This is a genomic window from Lacibacter sediminis, from assembly GCF_014168535.1.
GTDB lineage: Bacteria > Bacteroidota > Bacteroidia > Chitinophagales > Chitinophagaceae > Lacibacter > Lacibacter sediminis.
The window spans coordinates 2,862,837-2,883,462 of record NZ_CP060007.1 but is presented as its reverse complement, the minus strand read 5'-3'; the positions used below and the strand labels follow the sequence as shown (position 1 = coordinate 2,883,462).

At 40.6% G+C, this 20,626-nt stretch carries 19 protein-coding genes; 7 read left to right on the top strand and 12 right to left on the bottom strand.

The features are described 5' to 3' along the window. Positions 1-132: 132 nt before the first annotated feature. From H4075_RS12180 to H4075_RS12170, 3 genes are all read right to left on the bottom strand, one after another. Entirely contained in the window at positions 133-582 is a 450-nt protein-coding gene (locus H4075_RS12180) for a PNPOx family protein (RefSeq protein ID WP_220494746.1), read from the bottom strand. A gap of 88 nt (positions 583-670) precedes the next feature. Then, on the bottom strand, positions 671-2,218 hold the full coding sequence (locus tag H4075_RS12175) for an acyl-CoA mutase large subunit family protein (protein ID WP_182801118.1): 1,548 nt from the start codon (positions 2,216-2,218) through the stop codon (positions 671-673). A 24-nt stretch (positions 2,219-2,242) separates the two neighbouring features. After that, positions 2,243-2,827 (bottom strand): DUF7935 family protein, encoded by a 585-nt coding sequence (locus H4075_RS12170; protein ID WP_182801117.1) that lies wholly within the window; start codon positions 2,825-2,827, stop codon positions 2,243-2,245. A 109-nt stretch (positions 2,828-2,936) separates the two neighbouring features. Here H4075_RS12170 and H4075_RS12165 point away from each other — a divergent pair, with 109 nt between their 5' ends. Beyond that, on the top strand, positions 2,937-3,275 hold the full coding sequence (locus H4075_RS12165; RefSeq protein WP_182801116.1) for a HesB/IscA family protein: 339 nt from the start codon (positions 2,937-2,939) through the stop codon (positions 3,273-3,275). 113 nt (positions 3,276-3,388) lie between these two features. Continuing rightward, positions 3,389-4,276, top strand: coding sequence for a hypothetical protein (locus tag H4075_RS12160; protein WP_182801115.1), 888 nt, complete (start codon positions 3,389-3,391; stop codon positions 4,274-4,276). A 110-nt stretch (positions 4,277-4,386) separates the two neighbouring features. On the opposite strand, the gene secDF is transcribed toward H4075_RS12160, so the two are convergent. After that, positions 4,387-7,386: a protein translocase subunit SecDF gene (secDF, locus tag H4075_RS12155; RefSeq protein ID WP_182801114.1), complete on the bottom strand. Its 3,000-nt coding sequence runs from the start codon at positions 7,384-7,386 to the stop codon at positions 4,387-4,389. Positions 7,387-7,526: 140 nt separating this feature from the next. Here secDF and H4075_RS12150 point away from each other — a divergent pair, with 140 nt between their 5' ends. From H4075_RS12150 to H4075_RS12140, 3 genes are all read left to right on the top strand, one after another. Continuing rightward, complete coding sequence (locus tag H4075_RS12150; RefSeq protein ID WP_182801113.1) at positions 7,527-8,789, top strand: serine hydrolase; 1,263 nt, start codon at positions 7,527-7,529, stop codon at positions 8,787-8,789. A 104-nt stretch (positions 8,790-8,893) separates the two neighbouring features. Continuing rightward, a complete protein-coding gene (locus H4075_RS12145; protein ID WP_182801112.1) occupies positions 8,894-9,544 on the top strand; it encodes a DUF4397 domain-containing protein in 651 nt (216 codons plus the stop codon). A gap of 61 nt (positions 9,545-9,605) precedes the next feature. Continuing rightward, positions 9,606-10,796, top strand: a complete 1,191-nt coding sequence (locus H4075_RS12140; RefSeq protein WP_182801111.1) for a pyridoxal phosphate-dependent aminotransferase — start codon at positions 9,606-9,608, stop codon at positions 10,794-10,796. A gap of 77 nt (positions 10,797-10,873) precedes the next feature. Here H4075_RS12140 and H4075_RS12135 read toward each other — a convergent pair whose 3' ends face one another. The 8 genes from H4075_RS12135 to panC all read right to left on the bottom strand — a co-directional run bounded on the left by H4075_RS12135 (position 10,874) and on the right by panC (position 18,160). Then, the gene (locus H4075_RS12135; RefSeq protein WP_182801110.1) at positions 10,874-11,320 is read right to left on the bottom strand and encodes a hypothetical protein; all 447 of its coding nucleotides are present in this window, start codon (positions 11,318-11,320) and stop codon (positions 10,874-10,876) included. Positions 11,321-11,467: 147 nt separating this feature from the next. Beyond that, the gene (panB, locus tag H4075_RS12130) at positions 11,468-12,283 is read right to left on the bottom strand and encodes a 3-methyl-2-oxobutanoate hydroxymethyltransferase (protein ID WP_182801109.1); all 816 of its coding nucleotides are present in this window, start codon (positions 12,281-12,283) and stop codon (positions 11,468-11,470) included. 28 nt (positions 12,284-12,311) lie between these two features. After that, positions 12,312-13,223, bottom strand: coding sequence for a Ppx/GppA phosphatase family protein (locus H4075_RS12125; protein WP_182801108.1), 912 nt, complete (start codon positions 13,221-13,223; stop codon positions 12,312-12,314). Then, positions 13,204-15,303 (bottom strand): polyphosphate kinase 1, encoded by a 2,100-nt coding sequence (ppk1, locus tag H4075_RS12120; protein ID WP_182801107.1) that lies wholly within the window; start codon positions 15,301-15,303, stop codon positions 13,204-13,206. Before ppk1 ends, H4075_RS12125 begins: the two co-directional genes overlap by 20 nt. A gap of 70 nt (positions 15,304-15,373) precedes the next feature. Continuing rightward, entirely contained in the window at positions 15,374-15,865 is a 492-nt protein-coding gene (gene rfaE2, locus H4075_RS12115; RefSeq protein WP_182801106.1) for a D-glycero-beta-D-manno-heptose 1-phosphate adenylyltransferase, read from the bottom strand. Next, positions 15,828-16,865, bottom strand: a complete 1,038-nt coding sequence (locus tag H4075_RS12110) for a lysylphosphatidylglycerol synthase transmembrane domain-containing protein (RefSeq protein WP_182801105.1) — start codon at positions 16,863-16,865, stop codon at positions 15,828-15,830. The genes rfaE2 and H4075_RS12110 overlap by 38 nt, the downstream gene beginning before the upstream one ends. A 15-nt stretch (positions 16,866-16,880) precedes the next feature. Continuing rightward, positions 16,881-17,225: an aspartate 1-decarboxylase gene (gene panD / locus H4075_RS12105; protein ID WP_182801104.1), complete on the bottom strand. Its 345-nt coding sequence runs from the start codon at positions 17,223-17,225 to the stop codon at positions 16,881-16,883. Between the two features lie 80 nt (positions 17,226-17,305). After that, a complete protein-coding gene (panC, locus tag H4075_RS12100; protein ID WP_182801103.1) occupies positions 17,306-18,160 on the bottom strand; it encodes a pantoate--beta-alanine ligase in 855 nt (284 codons plus the stop codon). A 107-nt stretch (positions 18,161-18,267) separates the two neighbouring features. Here panC and H4075_RS12095 point away from each other — a divergent pair, with 107 nt between their 5' ends. Both H4075_RS12095 and H4075_RS12090 read left to right on the top strand, forming a co-directional pair. Then, positions 18,268-19,086 carry a glycogen/starch synthase gene (locus tag H4075_RS12095; RefSeq protein ID WP_182801102.1) on the top strand — a complete coding sequence of 273 codons (819 nt, stop codon included), beginning with the start codon at positions 18,268-18,270 and terminating at the stop codon, positions 19,084-19,086. A 15-nt stretch (positions 19,087-19,101) separates the two neighbouring features. Beyond that, the gene (locus tag H4075_RS12090) at positions 19,102-20,586 is read left to right on the top strand and encodes a DUF4270 family protein (RefSeq protein ID WP_182801101.1); all 1,485 of its coding nucleotides are present in this window, start codon (positions 19,102-19,104) and stop codon (positions 20,584-20,586) included. The last annotated feature ends 40 nt before the right edge of the window (positions 20,587-20,626 follow it).

Below are 20,626 nucleotides of genomic sequence, written 5' to 3'. Positions count from 1 at the left end.
ATTGCTTTAGTGCCAAAATTATTAACTCTGAAAAAGATTATACCTATGGAAGTATTGTAATTGTGGAAAGATAAGGAAAATAAAAAAAGCGGATGTATCAATTACATCCGCTTTCAATTAGAAGAAATTTATTTATCGTTCCCATAATAACTTCTTCCCAAATACCAGCGTATTATCGGTAAACTTTATACGGCTTATTTCAATTACCCAGATATCTCCACGAAAGAGACCGGCGACCGGAAATTTTTTGAGATAAGTTTCCTTGGCCTTGCTGCCAATACTGCCTTCGGCTTTCATGAATGTTCCATTGAACTGCACGCCTTTTACTTTCGCCTTGTTAATTTTATCGGGGAGGATCGTTCCCGCTACACGAGTGTTTTTTAACGCATCTTCAATATGTCTTGTGTCTGCATCCGATTTAAATACAAGCAGGTTTTCGGTTGGTTCAAACGCATAGTAACAGGAAGCACAATAAGGCTCATCATTTACTGTTGTTGCAATTGAAATAACTGACTGCTCTTTCAGAAAAGCAGCAATATGCTCATTCATTACCGGAGATGCTGAAGTATTGTTAGATGCCATGGTTGAAATTTTAGATAAAGATGTATGAATATACAACTAGCCGGGCTAATCATTATTAGTTGAAGGGCTGATTGTGATAAGTCGTCTTTTATTTATACTCACCATATACAGCTCTTAGCTCATCTGAAATTTCACCAAGGGTGCATTTGTTTTCAACAGCAGTAATCACGGCCGGCATCAGGTTTTCGCCACTGCCGGCTCGGTCGTTGATCTCCTGCAGACATTGGTCCACTTTGCCGGGATCACGGTTATTTTTTAAACGTTGAAGCTTTTCTGTTTGCACTGCACGAATGCTGTCATCGATCCTGAAAACAGGTGTTGTGTTTTCTTCCTTCACCTGGAATTTATTAACGCCGACGATGATCTTAGATCCATTCTCGATATTGCGTTGATATTCGTATGCACTCCGGGCAATTTCATCCTGGATGAATCCTTCTTCAATAGCAGATACACTGCCGCCCATCACATCGATCTTTGAAATGAGATCCCATGCCTTCTGCTCAATTTCATCGGTGAGCGCCTCCACATAATAACTTCCGGCCAATGGATCAACGGTATCAGGTGCGCCGCTTTCAAAGGCAACGATCTGTTGTGTACGCAATGCAATGCGTGCAGCTTCTTCTGTAGGCAGACTCAACGCTTCATCATACCCATTTGTATGTAATGATTGCGTGCCACCCAACACAGCAGCTAATGTTTGGATGGTTACCCGTGAAATATTATTGAGTGGTTGTTGTGCTGTAAGTGTGCTGCCACCTGTTTGTGTATGAAAACGCAACATCATCGCTTTAGGATCTGTTGCCCCAAGTTCTTTCATCATCTGCGCCCACATACGACGGGCTGCACGAAACTTTGCTGCTTCTTCAAACAAATTATTGTGTGCGTTAAAGAAGAAGGAAAGACGTTTACCAAAGACATTAATGTCTAATCCTTTTTCCAATGCAGCTTTTACATACGCTTTTCCATTCGCCAATGTAAATGCAATTTCCTGCACTGCTGTACTTCCTGCTTCACGTATATGATAGCCGCTGATAGAGATCGTATTCCATTTCGGTAATTCATGACTGCACCATTCAAAAATATCAGTGATGATACGCATGCTTGGTTTTGGCGGATAGATATAGGTTCCTCTTGCAGCGTACTCTTTTAGAATATCGTTCTGGATAGTACCGGTGATCTTCTTCAGATCGGCACCTTGTTGTTTTGCTAATGCAACATAAAAAGAGAGAAGAATAAAACCGGTTGCATTAATGGTCATTGAAGTAGAAACATCTTCCAGTTTAATGCCATCAAACAGAGTTTGAATATCTTCAATGCTGTCAATAGCTACACCAACTTTTCCCACTTCGCCTTCCGCCAATGCATGATCGCTGTCGTAACCAATTTGCGTAGGCAGATCAAATGCAACACTTAAACCGCTCACACCTTGTGATAATAAATAATGATAGCGTTTGTTGCTTTCTTCAGCAGTTGAGAAACCTGCGTACTGACGCATGGTCCACAGTTTACCACGGTACATATCGGGCTGCACACCACGTGTAAACGGAAACTGTCCGGGTAATTCCTGTTCACCGGCTCCATTGTAAAGTGGTTTTACTTCAATTCCCGAATCAGTGTAGATCTTTTTTTCTTCCATAAGCAGGCAATCGTTGAAGATGAGTTATCCCATCAGTTGTTTGGCTTCGTTGTTGATGAGTGTTGCCACAATATTTTGTAAGGATACATGTTCATCATGCGACAGCAGTTCAATGATTTTTTTACTGAGATCAGCTCCTGTTGCTCCCTGCGGCAGTGTTGAAGCAAGTTCGTTGATAATAAATATATTCTGCTCTTTCAGGTTTTTAACGCCATCCCATGCAGCATTCGAAACATATAATTGCTGACTCACATTGTATTCAAATTCTGTTTTGATCGATTGCACCATCAGGTTCTGCAGTTCAGCCGCAGATAGTTGGTTGATGGGCAAACGTCCAAGCAAATTGTTAAGCCCAATACGTTCGCATAAAATGGTCATGCGTTCGTAAGCCTGCAATTGCAGGCGGAGCATTTCGGGGTTTACAGTTGGTGCTCTTCTTGGTTGTGGTTGCGGGGCAGCTGTCTGTTGTTGTCTTAATGCCTGCTCCTGCAAAGCCGCCTGGCGTTGTTCCTCGAGTAATTCTTTTTTTCCTTTTACACGCAAGTAATAACCCAAAGCAATAAAAACTACAGCAGCGCCGCCGAATAAGTAATAATAAATTGTATCCATAAAGACTGAATTGAAGCAAAAATAGGTTTTTGCAGTTGAAAACAAGGGTTGCAGACAGTTTGTACAGGAAAGGCAATTACTGCGTAAATTTGCAGTAAATAATACAAGTATGGAAACGATAAGTATGGCACCGGTTACATTCACGGCAACGGCAGTTGAGGAGTTGAAAAGATTGTCAACTGAACAGCCCGAAGGTAAATACCTGCGTGTGGGTGCAAAAGGTGGTGGATGTTCAGGGTTGAGTTATGTGCTTGAGTTTGATGAGAAAAAAGAGAATGATGAATTATTTGAGATAGATGGTATTGCCTGTATCATGGAGAAAAGTCATGGCATGTACCTCTACGGAATGCAGATCGATTGGGATAATGGGTTGAACAACCGTGGCTTTACATTCAGCAATCCCAATGCAAGCAAAACCTGCGGCTGTGGTACCAGCTTTGCAGTTTAATTATACCTCGTTGCATCGTTAATTTATAAACTCCCTGCGGGGAGTTTTTTTGTACCCATTACACGGTATTGAAAAAAGAAATAAATTGCTGTAACTAGCATAAAAAAGTATCGATGAAAAAAATATTCCTTCCCTTAGTTGTTCTTGCACTTTTAACAGGCAATGAAGCCATTGCACAGAAAAAAAAGCCGGCGGCGGTATCAGGCTTGCTTGGTAACGAGGCAACGAAAGATGAAAAAAACACAGGCAATAAAGAGTTGAAAATTATATCTGCCGAAAAAGTGATGGATATGACCATCCCTGAAGGTGGTGCCAATGGAGCGTCTGTTGCCTATAACCCAAAAGAAAAATTGTACTACGCTGCACAGGCAGGTAATGCAGAATTTCCTCTGGTGATCTTTAATGCAAATGGCAGGGTTGTTTCAGGTGATGAACAGAAAACATTAATTGATGTACGTGGTCTTTGGTATAACCCCAAAACAAAACAACTGGAAGGAAATGCGTATAAAGATTTTGGATGGTTTTCATACGAGCTCAACAAGGATGGGTTACCCGAAAAACTGAATTTGAAAAGGGAAGGGCTATATCAACCCGATCAAAACAGTGCAGGTGTATTAAATACGGAAGACAATGAAGTATTGTTTCTTGATGGATTGAATATTGTTTGCTATTCAACAGATGGAAATGATAAACGTAAATCTGTTCAACTTCATTTTGGTGCGATGAATGCAAACGATGCAACCACACTATCACTTGCTGATTTTGAACAAACCTACAATGTTCGTTCTATCATTTATACAGGAACGAAAGGTGCTGAAATTGGCTTGCTGAACGTAGCAAAGAAACAGGTGGAGCTGTACGATATCAAATCGGGTTACATGAGCCAGGTAATTAAGTTGCCTGTTCAGTTTGAAATTGAAACCTTTTTTAATTTCTCTTATTCAAATGGAATTTATTGGGTGTTTGATAAGCAGAATCGTAAATGGAATGGGTATAGGTAAACACAAAGTTGTAAGTCCTGAGTTCTAAGTGTGATAACACATAAACTCATTTAAATAAAGAACCCCGATCATTTGATCGGGGTTCTTTTATATAATCTGTTCTGAAATTATTAGCTGATAGAATGTCTTGCTTTAGCAAGTGTTTTATCTTTTTCAGGTTCGCCCAGTGGTTTGTCTTTTGCAAAATCCATAAGGATCGGTGCCGCAACAAACACAGATGAATAAACACCGGTAATAACACCGATCAACATCGCAAAGGCAAAACCTCTTGTTACTTCACCACCAAAGATGAAGAGCGTTAACAAGGTTAAGAATACAGTTAATGAAGTCATTACTGTACGGGCCAATGTATCGTTGATGGCTTTGTTAAGAATTACACCTTTAGGCTGGCCAAACATTTTTGCACTGTATTCACGCACACGATCGAATACTACCACCGTATCGTTCATTGAGAAACCAATTACAGTAAGGATCGCTGCAATAAAGTGCTGATCGATCTCTAACGGGAATGGAACAATATTGCGGAGGAAAGAGAATACAATGAGTGTTACCAATACGTCATGCAACAAGGCTACAATTGTACCAACTGAATAGCGCCAGTCACGGAAACGGATAAAGATGTAAAGTGTAATTACCAGCAAACCGAGAATGGTTGCCCATAATGCACCTTTCTTCAAGTCATCCGAAATGGTAGGCTGAACAGTTTGTGAACTTTGTTTGAAACCAGTTTTAAACTGCTCGTAGCTTGTACCTGCAGGTAAGAAGGTTTTTAAACCTTCATACAGTTTTGTTTCAACCTGCGCATCTATCGTTTCGCCTGGTTGATCGATCATGTAATCAGTTGTAATATTCAATTGCTTAGGAGTACCTACCGTTTTAATAATAGGATACTTGCCAAACACTTTGTTGAGTTCGTTTGCTACTTCTTCATTCTTCAACTCACGATCAAACTTAACAGTGTAACTACGACCGCCACGGAATTCAACACCGTAATCAAAGCCGTTGAACAAAGTGCCAATACCTAAGACTAACACAACTGCAGAGATCATATAAGTGTACTTTCGGAACTCAATGAACTTGTAAGCAGCGTGAGCAAAGATGCGGCGTGAAACAGCAGTGAAATATTCAAAGTGACGTTTCTTGTTTGTCCACATGTCGGTGATCAGTCTTGATACAAGGATACCGCAGAACAAGCTCAACAGGATACCGATGATCTGTGTAGTTGCGAAACCTTTTACCGGACCTAAACCGAAGTATAAAAGAATAAATGATGTTAAGAGGGTAGTAATATGACCATCAAGTACAGGAGCCAATGAGCGTCTGTAACCATCTTCGATCGCCATCTGGTAACTCTTGCCTTTCGTTAATTCTTCTTTGATACGTTCAAAGATGATAACGTTTGTATCCACTGCCATACCGATAGTTAATACTAAACCGGCAATACCTGCAGCAGTTAAGGTTGCACCAAAAGCACTCAACACACCAACGGTAAACAGGAGGTTTAAGATAAGGGCAATATTAGCGATCCATCCACCGGTGTTGTAATACACCAACATCAGGATGAAAATGATAATAAATGAAATGATGAATGATAATGAACCACCTTTCACCGCTTCAGCACCAAGTGTTGGACCAACAACCTGTTCCTGAACGATCTTAGCAGGAGCAGGAAGTTTACCTGTGCGTAGCACGCTTGAAAGATCCTGTGCTTCCTGGATAGTAAAGCTTCCGCTGATCTGTGAAATGCCGCCGCTGATAGCGCCGTTATTTACACCGGGTGCAGAATATACATAGTTATCAAGTGCAATTGCAATGGCATACTTACCATTAAATGCATCACCGGTCATTTTTTCCCAAATGGCTGCACCACGTGTATTCATTTCCATTTGCACTTCTACCTCGTTGTTACGTTGATCAAAGTCCTGGCGTGCATCTGTAATATATTCACCGGTAAGTTTTGGTTGGTCAGAGCCGGGTACAGTTTTAATAACGTAGATCGGCAACATGCTTTCGCCGCTCTTATTTTTAGCTTCTGCCTTGGCACCATACATGAAACGCATGGTTGCAGGAATAGAATTCTTAACAACATCGAGGTTCACATATTTCGAGAACATGGCTGTATCTGAAATACGGATCATGCCGATCATGGCAGAACCATCGGGCTGGTTAGGTGCAAAAAGAGAAGATACAGGGTTATTGTTTGCGCCGGCAGTTACAGTAGTGTCAACTTTTGGAGCACCACTTGTGTCTGTTGATGTAGTATCGGTTTTACCGCTGAGGTATGCTTTTACTTTTTGATCGATCTGTGCGATGCTTTGCGCCACTACAGGATCAGCATTTGAATAAGTATCCCAGAATTCAAGATTCGCTGTAGCCTGTAAGAATTTACGTACACGCTCAGGATCATCAATACCTGCAAGTTCAACTGTAATGATACCTTTATTTTCGTCATAGCTGATGTTCGGTTGGGCAACACCAAACTGATCGATACGTGCTGTTAAGCGATCGTAAGTTCTTTTTATGGCATCTCTTGCTTCAACACGTATAGCTTCAAGAACAGTGCTGTTACTTGCATCGATCTTGATCGTTTTATTTTTACCGCCTGCAAAAAGAGGAGCAAGTCTTGCATTCAATGAAGCTTTGTTAAATGCTTCTCCAAAGAGCGTTACAAAGTCAGCATCGCTGTTCTTTTTCAATGCAATGGCACTTGTTAATGCGTTGTTGAGTGTAACATCTTTCGGATTGTTACTCATTGAACGGATCAAGCCATCTAAACCAACTTCCAATGTTACGTTCATACCACCTTGCAGATCCAAACCAAGGTTCAGTTCCTGTTCAGTTGCTTTTTGATAAGTAAGCTTTGGAAAAAGAACAGGAATATCAAGGAGTTCCTTTTCTTTTAAACTGTCGATATACCTGCGGTAGACAGCGTTCGTTGCAGAGTCTTTCGTTTCTTTTGATGCAGTTCCGAAATTGTTCTTGACAAATTTCTCAGCTCTGGCTTTTTGCTTGCGCTCAAAATTGTTGACAATCCACGTAAAACTTAATTGCCAAACAGAAATTAAGATGAGCATGATCGCAAAAAACCTAACCAAACCTTTCAGTGCCATAGTAGAATAATAATTTGGGTTCTTATTTTTTAAGGAGGGCAAAGATAGGGGTTTCATATCGAAAGCGAACAGGCCCCAAATCACTGTTATCCACTATTCTAAGGCTGTTTGCAGTAAGGGTTTATGTGTTATTTTTGGCCATGTTCAAATCTGTCGTTTTTATCAGTTTCAGCCTGGCTCTGTTGCTCATATTGAACGCCTGTAAACCTGCTAAAACAGTGGTTGCCAACGAAAATTTTCTTGAGAATCTCATGCAGCAGCATCCGGATCTTTTTTCTAAAGTGCTCGCCAACCGTGATTCCATGCGTGTAAAGATCATGTATACCCGCATTGACAGGGACAAAAAGAACCGCCCCCGTTTTACCGATTATAACTTTAACCTGAAGCCCGACGACTACTTTTACCCGGCCTCAACTGTGAAAATGCCGGTGGCTTTTCTCGCTTTGGAGAAACTAAACCAGCTTGGAATCAGCCGCAACGCCACCATGATCACAGAAAAAGGGCAGGATGGTTTAACCGCCGTGTATAACGATCCAACTTCACCCGATGGACGGCCAACCGTTGAGCATTACATCAAAAAGATTTTTGTGGTGAGTGATAACGATGCCAACAACCGGCTTTACGAATTTTTGGGTCAGCAATACCTGCACGATCAGTTAAAGGCAAAAGGATATTCAGATGTGCAGATCATTCGCCGGCTTGCTATCACGATGCCGGAAGAACTTCACCGCATAACTAACCCGGTAAGCTTTCGTGACAGTACCGGCAAAGTCTTGTTTGAACAGCCATTGATTAAGAGTAATTACAACTACCTCACCCGAAATGATTTTCTGGGCAAAGGGTATCTCGATGAAAAAGATCAGTTGGTGAATACAGCCATGGATTTCAGCAGGAAGAACAGGATCTATCTGAAAGACCTTCACAATATCTTGAGAAGCGTGTTGTTTCCAGAAGCAGTTCCTGCACAACAGCGTTTCAAGATCAACGAAGCCGATTATAAGTTTCTTTATCAATACATGAGTCAGCTTCCGGGTGAAACAAGATTTCCTGAATACGATACGACTCATTTTTTTGATGCATATTGTAAGTTCCTCATGTTTGGCACACAAAAGAAAACATCCATTCCAAAACACATCCGCATTTTTAACAAAGTAGGGTGGTCGTACGGATTCTTAACTGATGTAGCTTACATTGTTGATTTTGAAAAGAACATCGAGTTTATGCTGAGTGCAACTATCTATTGCAATGAAGATGGCATTCTTAACGATGATAAATACGATTATGATTCTGTCGGGTTACCCTTCTTAGAAAATCTTGGCAAGATTATTTATGAAGAAGAAGTAAAACGTAAACGAAAGCATCAACCCGATCTTTCAAAATTTAAAGTGAGCTACGATAAATAAATTTGCAGCCCGTGAATATTATGAATAAAGACTTGAAGAGGTACTGTGTTATAGTCAGTCTGCTTTGCTCAATTTGTATCATTCAATCCTGTAAAAAGGATGTTGTGCCCGGCACCCAAATGCAGTTGAATATTGTGCATGCATCAGCAGGTACAGGGAGCATTGATGTGTTGCAGAATCTAAAAACTGTTGGCACTTTCAATTATCTGAACGCTTTAAATATACCCGCAAATTATGTTAGCGTTGACAGTGGATTTAATAATTACAGGTTACAGCTTGGTACAGTGCAATTAGCCAATTTGTTATTCAGTAATACAAAAGGTCGCTATTCCTTTTTTCTGTTTGACACGGCCACAACTGATAAGCTGAAATACTTTTTTGTGGAAGACAATCTTGACACAACAGGTTTGGGCAAACAATCGAAGATCCGTTTGCTGCATTTAAGCCCTGATGTTGATTCCCTTGAAGTGTTGACTAACCGTCCTGCCAACATTCTGCAGGATTCAGTGGTAATTGCTGCAAAACCTTACGCAGGAAAACTCACGCAGGCAAATTTGCTCAGCTCGGGTGCATTTCAATCCTTCTATGCAGATACAACCGTAACCATTAAGATCAGGTCGATTGCAAATGCCGGCATAACCAGGCAATACCAATTACAATTCAGCAAGGGCGCTGTTTACTCGCTTGTAATGAAAGGTTACCTCGGCAAAACCAATGCTGACTCACTTTCTCTTTCAATTATCAAACATAACTAACAAGCAATAGCTGCGGATGCGGTAACTTGCGGCGAACAATCAATTTAATTCAGTAAAACAAATGAAACTTTCTTCCCTCTTGAGCAGGTTCAGCGAACCTGAGACGTTAAAGATGGCAAAGCTCGGCCGTGAGTTAAGAGCAAAAGGTGTTGATGTAATTGACTTGAGTTTAGGAGAGCCCGATTTCGATACACCAAAACATATTAAAGAAGCAGCAAAGAAAGCAGTAGACGATAACTACAGTCACTACACTCCGGTACCTGGTTACCTTGATGTACGTGAAGCTGTTTGTGTAAAATTAAAGCGTGACAACAATCTCGAATATAAACCTGAGAACATTGTATTATCAACAGGTGCCAAGCAAAGTTTGGCAAATGTGATCCTTGCAACAGTTGATCAGGGTGATGAAGTAATTATTCCTGCTCCGTTCTGGGTTACTTATTCTGAGTTGGTAAAGATCGCAGGCGGCGTACCTGTTATTCTTACCACCACAATGGAAAATAAATACAAGATCACAGGAGCTGAGTTAGAAGCTGCGATCACTCCTAAAACAAAAGTATTTTTGTTTTCATCTCCATGTAATCCTTCCGGTTCAGTTTATAGTTATGATGAATTAAAGAGCCTTGCAGATGTGTTTGCAAAGCATCCTGAAATTTTCATCATCTCTGATGAGATCTATGAGTATATCAATTTTGTTGGTAAACACGAGAGCATTGCTCAGTTCGATGCTATCAAAGACCAGGTGATCATTGTAAACGGTTTGAGTAAAGGTTATGCCATGACGGGTTACCGTCTTGGTTATATTGCTGCGAATGTTGACGTGGCAAAAGGTTGTGAAAAATTACAGGGCCAGTTTACCAGTGGTACCAATGCTGTTACACAACGTGCAACAATTGATGCTTTGGTGGGTGATCAAACTCCCACGCATGAAATGACGAAAGAATTTGAACGTCGTAAGAAGCGTGTAATGGAGCTGGTAAGCGAAGTCCCCGGATGGAAATTAGCTGAACCCGATGGTGCTTTTTATGTATTTCCTCAGGTGAGCTATTACTTTGGCAAATCAGATGGTACAAACGTAATTAACGATGCTGATGATCTTTGTATGTATCTGTTGAATGTAGCGCATGTATCAACTGTTACAGGTCGTGCATTCGGTACACCTGATTGTATCCGTTTGTCATTTGCCAACAGTCTGGAAAAAATTGAAGAAGCTTACAAAAGAATTAAAGAAGCATTGGCGAAGTTGAAGTAAGATAGTTATGGTGATAAAAGAACAAGGCCTGCATTTGCAGGCCTTGTTCTTTATATCTATAATCTTACTGTTTATAATTAATGCGTGAAAGTTATTTTGAAATAATAAACATCGGGAGGACTGGTATTGTCGGTATATGAAATTACTAATGTGTTTCCGTCCAACTGATCAATTGTAAACGGTATGCCGTCATAAATAAATTTGGTTTCATTATCCCCAAATGACCATGTGCCATTATCTACAATTTGCGGATCTGTTGGAACACATTTAGAAGGCCCTTCATTTATTTCGTAAGTATTATTTGTGCGGAACACATGACGATCATCCGCATCGCAAGCAGGTTGTCCTGCAAGAAGATCATCCCAGGCGTTGTTATTTTCCTTTACCTCGAACTTGGTCATTTTCCAGTCCCTTTCTGTGACAAGCTGTGTTTTTGATTTCGGGTCGCTTTTCTTTTTACAGGAATTTGCTGCAAATAAAACGAGGAATAAGAACGGGAGGAGTTTTAATGTTGATCGTAGCATGGTATTTCGTTTTTGGTTAACGATACTTAAAGGTAGTCTACTGTTTGCAACAGAAGAAGCAAAACCGATCTTATTTATAGTGTTTTCAGCCGTTATTATTTTCAGAAATTGCAGATAATGCAACATTGCAGTGAATCAACGTGTTTTTTAGTACGATTCATGTTCATTCGGGAAATCACCGCACTTTACATCGGTGATGTATTGCTGAACAGCACTTGTGATCTGTTCACCCAGGTTTAAATATTTACGAAGGAACCTTGGTTTAAACTCAGTGTTAATACCCAGCATATCATGCATCACCAGCACTTGCCCGTCACAATCGTTACCTGCACCAATACCAATGGTGGGGATATGCAGACTGGTTGAAACTTCTTTCGCAAGTTGTGCAGGTATTTTCTCCAAAACCGTTGCGAAACAACCTGCTTCCTGCAGCAGCAACGCATCTCTTCTCAACTTATTTGCTTCTTCTTCTTCCTTAGCACGAACGGTATATGTGCCAAATTTGTAAATGGATTGAGGCGTTAATCCCAGGTGGCCCATAACAGGAATACCAGCATTTACAATCCGTTTGATCGATTCCAATGCTTCTTCACCACCTTCCAGTTTAATGGCATGCGCACCGGTTTCTTTCATGATGCGGATGGCAGATGCCAGCGCTATATCTGAATTGGATTGATAAGTACCAAACGGAAGATCAACTACCACGAGGCAGCGATGAATGCCACGCAACACCGATTGTGCATGATAGATCATCTGCTCAAGCGTAATAGGCAAGGTTGTTTCATGCCCCGCCATTACATTACTGGCGCTGTCGCCAACAAGTATCACATCAATACCGGCTGCATCAAATAATTTTGCAAAAGAGAAATCATAAGCGGTGATCATCGAGATCTTTTCGCTGTTCAACTTCATTTTTTGAAGTGTGTTGGTCGTGATGCGTTTTACTTCTTTATTAATTGACATGTAGGATTTGAAATTTGGTGAGTTGAAATTACAATACTAAAGTTGAGGCATTAAATTTTTTAGCTTTCACCTCATCGTATAGCATATGCACCAGTCCATCAGCCAAGCCGATCTTTGGTACATAAATTTCTTCGATATCGGCCCAACGCATAACGTTAATGTATATCTGGATGGCAGGAAGAATTACATCGGCTCTGTCTTCACGCAATTTGTACTGCTTCATTCGTTCTTCCAATGAAAAACTGCTGAATTCTTTATGATAATCACGTAACAGTTCGAGTGAGAGAGGTTTGCCTTCTTTCTTTTTTGATAATGAAAATACTTTGTTGATGTTGCCGCCGGAACCAATGGCAATAATACCGTTGATGCCTTTTGTACCCAGCTTAATGAATTCTTTCATTTCATCCCACAGCTTATCGTTCACCTGGTTTTTTAATAAACGAATCGTACCAATGTTGAACGATTCTTTAAATACCAGCTTGCCTGCATTAAAAAAAGTAAGTTCTGTACTGCCACCACCCACATCAATATACAGATAGGAATGGTCCTTCGCTAAATTTTCGGCAATATGATTTTCGTAAATAAAGGAAGCCTCTTCATCACCACTGATCACACGTATTTCAATACCGGTTTCCATTTTCACTTTCCGGATGATGTCTTCGGCATTTCTTGCATCACGCATGGCAGAAGTGGCACATGCTTTCAGGTACTTCACTTCATAAATGCTAAGTAAGTGTTTGTATGCCTTAATGGTTTCTATAACCTTATTGATCTTCGTTTTAGGAATATCACCTGTTTCAAACACATCAAAACCCAAACGAAGTGGCACACGCACAAGGTTGAGTTTATTGAATTGAGGAACACCTTTCTCATTTTCCTCTACTTCGGTAATGAGTAATCTTGCTGCGTTACTTCCTATATCAATGGCGGCCAGTTTCAAGTTGCTTCGGAATTTTTTGATGCAGGAAATTATAGATCTCTACCTGTGAACGCACTGTTTTTCCTTTACGTTTTACATATGCATTCTGCAGGTTGTTATCCAGTATCCTCGCTTTTACATTATCTTTTAACTGGATGTTGATACATTCTTTCAACTCCTCCTGAATGGCTTTGTTGGTAATTTCAACAGCCGCTTCAATACGGTGATCAAGATTGCGTATCATCCAGTCTGCCGAAGATAGATAAACTTTCTCTTTACCATTATTGTGAAATATCAACACACGGCTATGCTCAAGATATTGATCAACAATACTGATGGCATAAGGTTGACTTTTGAATTTATTGCTTTGGGTAAGCATACAGAAAATACCACGAACGATCAGTTTTATTTCAACACCCGCTCTTGCAGCTTCGTATAATTTTTCGATGAGTTGCTCATCGCTGAAACTGTTCATTTTTAAAATGATGGAGGCGGGTAATCCTTTGTGTGCATTCTTGATCTCATTTTCGATGAGATGCATAAACTGCCTGCGCATACCCGTTGGACAAACAACTAAGGTTTTACATTGACGCAGGTATTTCAACCGGCTCATTACGGGCTGTTCAAGGTAAGTAAAGATGCGGTTGATATCTGCCATGATCTTTCGGTTGGAAGTAAGCAGGCAATGATCTCCATAAACCCTTGATGTGCCTTCGTTCAAATTCCCGGTACTTACAAAACCATATTGAATCGTTTTGTTTTGCACACGTTTTTTTATAACGCAGAGTTTTGCATGCACCTTCATGTTGGGCACACCGATCAATACACGTACGCCTTCTTCTTCCAGTTTTTCTTTCCATTCAAGATTTGCTTCTTCATCAAAACGTGCACGGAGCTCCAGCATAACTGTTACAGCTTTCCCGTTTCGTGATGCATTTACAAGAGCGTTGATCACTTTTGAGTTTTCAGCGAGGCGATACGCAGTGATCTTGATCTCTTTTACATCGGGGTCCATTGCTGCTTCACGCAGTAACTCGATCACCACGTCAAATGAATGATAAGGGAAATGCATGAGTAAATCCTGTCGAATGATTTCATCCGTTACACGAATGGTTTTGCGGAGTACGGGATGTGGGAATGGTTTTTTACGTTCATGCTTCACTTTAAACACTTCGTTTGGAAAATCCATGAAGTGGCGGAAGTTGTGAATGCGTCCACCGGGAATAATATTATCCCTTCTGGTAAGATTTAAACGACGAATGAGGTATTCTAATAATCCGGCATCAATTTCTTTATCATAAATAAATCGCACAGGTTTTGCCTTGCGACGGTTCTTTAATCCCTTCTCAATTTTCTGAATGAGTGAAGTGCTAACATCTGCATCAAGATCGATCTCTGCATCCTTTGTTACTTTAATGATGTGTGCACTGTACTCATCAAAACCCATGAAGGAAAATATCTTGGGCAAACAATGCCGGATCACATCTTCCATTAAAATAATGTGGTGATGCCCGGCAGGTGAGGGGAGCTTCACAAACCTGCGTTTGAACTTCGCCGGTATCTCGATCAATGCATATTTCTTTTTATAGGCGTTTGATTTGTTGCTCATGGCAACGGCCAGGTATAAAGAACGTTCACGCAGGTAAGGTATCTGCGGGTTACTTTCGATCATAAGCGGAATTACTTCCTGTCTCACTTCTTCATCAAAAAAAGTCTCTACAAATTTTTTCTGATCACGGCTCAATTGTTTTTCAGTAACAAGAAATATCTTTTCTTTTTTTAATTCCTGCTGCACATGATTCCAGATACGGTTGAATTCATTTTGTTGTTGAAGCACCACATCCTGTATTTCCTCAAGGATCTTTTGTGGATTTTTCTCCATGTGCATTTTGCTCTTGGCCTTATCGCCAAACTCAGCCATACGTTTGAGCGTGGCTACACGCACACGAAAAAATTCATCTAAGTTGTTTGAAAAAATCCCGAGGAAACGAACACGTTCACGGAGGGGAACAGAGGGGTCGTTGGCTTCCTGCAACACCCTTGCATTAAAAGATAACCAGCTGATATCACGAACAATCGTCTTGCGTTTTTCTGATGCCATAACTATCTGGAATACTTACACTAAAATTAAGAAGGCATCAACAGTTACAACATTAAGTTTTTGCAAAAAATCAAAGCCGTTCAATTTTTTGCAGGAGAGAAGTGGTTGACAATCCTTCTACCAATGGAATTATTTCTACTGTTCCGCCATTCTCCATTACTTCTTTAGCGCCAACTATTGTATCAACTGTATAATCGCCACCTTTCACTAATACATCAGGCAGAATAGAGTTGATGAGTTCATAAGGTGTGTCTTCATCAAACAAAACCACCGCATCTACCATTACCAAAGAAGCCAATAGTAATGCACGGTTCTGTTCATTATTGACGGGACGGTTATCACCTTTCAATCGTTTGGTTGAAGCATCACTGTTCAAACCAACGATCAATACATCAGCAAACGATGCCGCTTGCATTAAGGAATGGATATGCCCGGCATGCAGTATATCGAAACAGCCATTGGTAAACGCAACCTTTTTGCTGAATTTTCGCCAACGCATCAATTCCTGTTGAAGTTGATGGGCATCAAGTATTTTCTGCTGAATGTGTTTGGTTGCTTTCATTGCGTTTACGATTAAGAACGGGTAAAAGAATAAAGCAGATCAATCCGCCTAATAAGATCACAAGTGTTTGAGCGATCCACAAGATCCAGCCGAATGTAAAACCGGTGATCTGTGAAAGACCATACAGCATCAATATCTCCTGTACAATAAACTGGTAAGCACCGATACCACCTTGTGTAGCAATCATACCAATACTTCCGAATGAAAGAATAGAAAAGGCTTCTCTTGTGCCAAGATGTGATACTTCTTCCATTGCATAAAAACCAACACGGCTGCTCATAAAGTACAGTGTCCAGATAAGAACTGTATGAACAAGAAATAAACGACGTTGCTTGATAAAGCGAACACTATTTAAACCGTGCCAGATTCCTTTGATCACATTCTTGATACGTTCAATGATGCGTATATGTGCAAAACGGCTGAGTATCCAATAAGCGATCAGGATAAAAGAAGCAGCAATGCCAAGTACCATGCCGAGTCGAAGCCATGAAAATCCGTCGCCTTTTCCTTTGAAAATACTTTGCAGCATGTCTAATGCATAACTGCCAACTGTGTCGATCTGCAAAAGGATGGTGATCACAAATGCTGTGATCAAACAAACAAGATCAATGGCACGTTCGGCCACAATAGTACCAACGAGTTTATCAGGAGCTACTTTTTCGTAACGTGCAAGTAGCGTACATTTCAATACTTCACCTAAACGGGGGAAGGCAAGATTGGCCAGGTAGCCGATCATAACTGCATTGAAAACATTGAATGTACCCGGCTTATAACCCAATGGCTCCATTAATATTTTCCAACGCAGGGCACGCACATAATGGCTGAGCAGCAGCATCGCAAATACAGGAACAAAAAGCCAATAGTTGGCCTGCTGCAATGAAACTTTTATCTGAGCCCAACCTTTATCATCAATGCCACGGGCCATCCACCACACAAGAAACAATCCAAGCCCAAGGAAAAATAAAAACTGTACAGCAAGGATGATTCTTTTCTTGAGCATAATGTATTGGCCTGTCTAAAGTTTATTTGATTCTTTCGGAAACACAACCCATGGACTAAAGCTTTTTGCTTTTTCAAAATCCATGGTGGCGTAAGATATGATAATTACCACATCCCCAACAGAACCCTGACGGGCAGCCGGACCATTCAAACAACAAACACCGCTTCCACGTTTACCTTTTATGAGATAAGTTTCTAAACGGTTACCGTTGTTTACGTTCACCACCTGAATTTTTTCATACTCGATCATATTGGCGGCATCCATCAGGTCTTCATCTAATGTAAGGCTGCCAACATAGTGAAGATTTGCTTCTGTAATCGTAAGCCGATGAATTTTCGACTTTAATACTTCAATTTCCATATGGCAAATTTATAAGGAAAGTTTTTTATAAATACGAAGTATGAGGTACGAGGTACAAAAGCGCACTTCGAAGTACGTACTTAATCTGTTTTTGTTAACAGCATGTTATCGATGAGGCGAATTTCTCCAATATAGGCTGCAATTAAAGCCACAACCGGATCAGTGCCATTCCAATTATTAACCAACGCAAGAGTATCGGCATGTGCTATTTCAGTATAGTCAACTCTGAAGCCTTTTGATGTGAGAAAAGCGGTTGCATCATCTTTTATCTTTTGCAAAGAACCCGGCTGCAATTGCATTTTCATTTGAGTAAGTGTTTGCGAAATGGCCACCGCAGTTTGCCGGTCTTCTTTTGTTAAACGCATATTGCGGCTGCTCATCGCCAGTCCATCACTTTCACGAAGGGTGGGGGCAATATGCAGTTTGGTTGGAATTTTTTGGGTTTCAATCAGGTGATTGATGACCATGCATTGCTGGTAATCCTTCTGACCCATAAATAAATGATGTGCATCTGCAATTGTGAGCAGACGATGCATCACCTGGCACACTCCCTGGAAATGACCGGGACGGTATTTCCCCTCCAGCACCGTTTCTAAAAAGCCGAGATCGTAATGTGGCTGATTAACTGTTCCATTGGGATAAATTTCTTTTACCGAGGGAAGAAAGAGTACATCCACACCCGCCTTCAACAAAAGTTCAACATCAATACTTATCGTAACCGGGTATTTTTCAAAATCCTTGGGATCGTTGAACTGTGTGGGGTTCACAAAAATGCTGCAAATGGTCAGATCGGTGGCCTTTTTACTATCCTCAAGCAATGACAAATGACCCTGGTGTAAGGCGCCCATTGTGGGAACGAAACCCGTTATCAGGCCTTTCTGCTTTTGATGGCGGAGGTAATTCTGTAGTTGGTGAACGGTATGAAAAATGAGCATGAATGTTGTTTTTTGAGGGCAAAACATGTCTAATACAGGCCTTTTGCCTAAAATCCACTACCTTTGCACACCTTATTTAACAGGTAACGATTCTTTAACAATCAGTAATGGTAGCAGCAAAGAAAAGAATTTTATTTATTGCCAGTGAAATGTCTCCGTATCTGGAAGAAACAGATTTTTCTTCTATTGTCAATCAACTGGCGATCAAAGCAAATGACAGTGGTTTCGAAATTCGTTGCATTATGCCCCGTTTCGGTGTCATCAATGAACGTCGTCACCGTTTACACGAGGTAGTAAGGCTTAGTGGTATTAATGTTTCGGTTGACAATGATGATTATCCACTCCAGATCAAAGTTGCTTCTTTACCCAACGCACGTTTGCAGGTTTATTTTTTAGAGAACGAAGATTTCTTCAAACGCAAGTTCATTTATCATGATGAAAATGAGAAGTGGTTTGATGATAACGATCTTCGTACGATCTTTTTCTGTAAAGGTGCCTTGGAAACTGTAAAGAAATTCGGATGGCCTCCTGATATCATTCATTGCAGTGGCTGGATGACCGGTTTAATTCCTATGTATCTGCAAACAGCATATAAGAAGGAGCCTGTTTTTGGTAACAGCAAACTCATTTATACTGTTGGTCAAAATACATTTAAGGAAAAACTGGGAGCTAAGTTTTTAAAGCTGGCAAATATTCATGCAAGTATTAAAGACAAAGACCTTGAGCCTTATAAGGATGCGAACAACACAGCCATGTTCCGTGGTGGTGCGTCGTATGCTGATGCGATTACATTTGGTGCTGAAAAAGTAGATAAGAAATTGTTGGAAGAGTTCAACAAAGTGCGTGGAAAGAAAGTGTTACCATTTAAACCAGATGGTGATTTAACAGACTATTTACAACTATATACCGACCTTTCGTCGAAATAATATTGTCATCATTCTATGAGTTTTCTCACACCGGAAATGCGCAGTAAAAGTTCCTTTTTATTTGTATTTTTATTTTTTGCGATTCTTATCAGCAGTTGTACAAAGTTAGAGCGTACAACTTTGGGAGGTGATCTGTTACCTGGCACTGATCGGTTGATCACAGACACCATTATACTTCCTGTTACAACAACCAACTATCTGGAAATCGATTCAACATATAGTGGTAAAGCAGATCAGCATTTGTTAGGTTATATCAACGATCCGATGTTTGGTACAACAACTGCCTCTATGTATCTGCAGTTACTCCCAACACTTTATCCATTTGCATATCCTGTATCAAAAGACAGTTTGTTCCTTGACTCATGTGTACTCTCATTATCTTTCACAGGTGCATATGGCGATACTTCTGCAGTTTCAAAAGTGAATGTGTATAAAATCAGTGACCCAACGTTTAAAGCAAATAAATTATACCGCTTAACAGACGCTCCAAATTTTTCTACAGGAGATTTTCTTGGATCAGCTTCTGTTACTGTAGGTGACATCAGAAGGCCTTACCGAGCTGCATATAAACCTGATAGTGTATTTAATCAACTACGTATTCGTTTGAGTGATGCGTTTGGTCGATTGTTATTGGATCAGGACAATGTAAATGGTGCTTTTCAGAACGATACAACGTTCAAGAACTTCCTTAACGGTTTTGCAATTGTTGCTGATTCTGTTACAAGTGGAAATGTGATCAACTATTTTCAACTTACCGGCGAAACAACAAGACTTAATCTTTACTACCGTTTAAAAAACAGGGAGGGAAAGGATACTAACTCAGTTGCACGTTTTACCTTCGTGAATGATACCATCCGCAGTGCTAATGCAAACAAAATACATCGCAATTATGCGGGCAGCACTGCTCAGCCTGTAATAAATGCCGGTGTTCCATCGAGCCTTGTGTATGTTCAATCAGCTCCCGGAACAGCCGTTCGGGTGTCGATTCCTGGTCTTGATACATTAACAAGAGGTTCTTACATCATTCATCGTGCAGAGTTGGTTGCCCAGCAGGTTTACCAAGGTCCGTTGACGCTTGAAAATATGTTTATGCCGCCTTTCCTGCATATGTCGAGTTTCTCTGCTTCAGGTGCTGTTGAGCCGATCCCTTTTGATCAGCAATACTACATGACACCAGCTTCTACCTTAAATCAGCAATTGGATACAATGTTCAAGTTCGATTATGATTATACTGGAGGAGGGAACAATTTTATAAGGGACGCTTCCAATAATCTTATCTCTGAATATCGCTTGAACATGACCAGCTATATTCAGAACCTCGTGAATAATAAAACAACAAGACGGGACTTTAAACTTTCGGCTCCATACATTGTTCATTTCACTGCCAAAAAAGCCAGTGCTTCGTCTCTTAACCCGTTAGCTTACGGTCGTGTGCAACTCGGTGGGGGCTCGCATCCTACACAAAAAATGTATGTGCGTATCTATTACTCAAAGCCGTAAGTTTTGAATTGTTTCACGGCTTATCTTTGCGGCTTTCCGA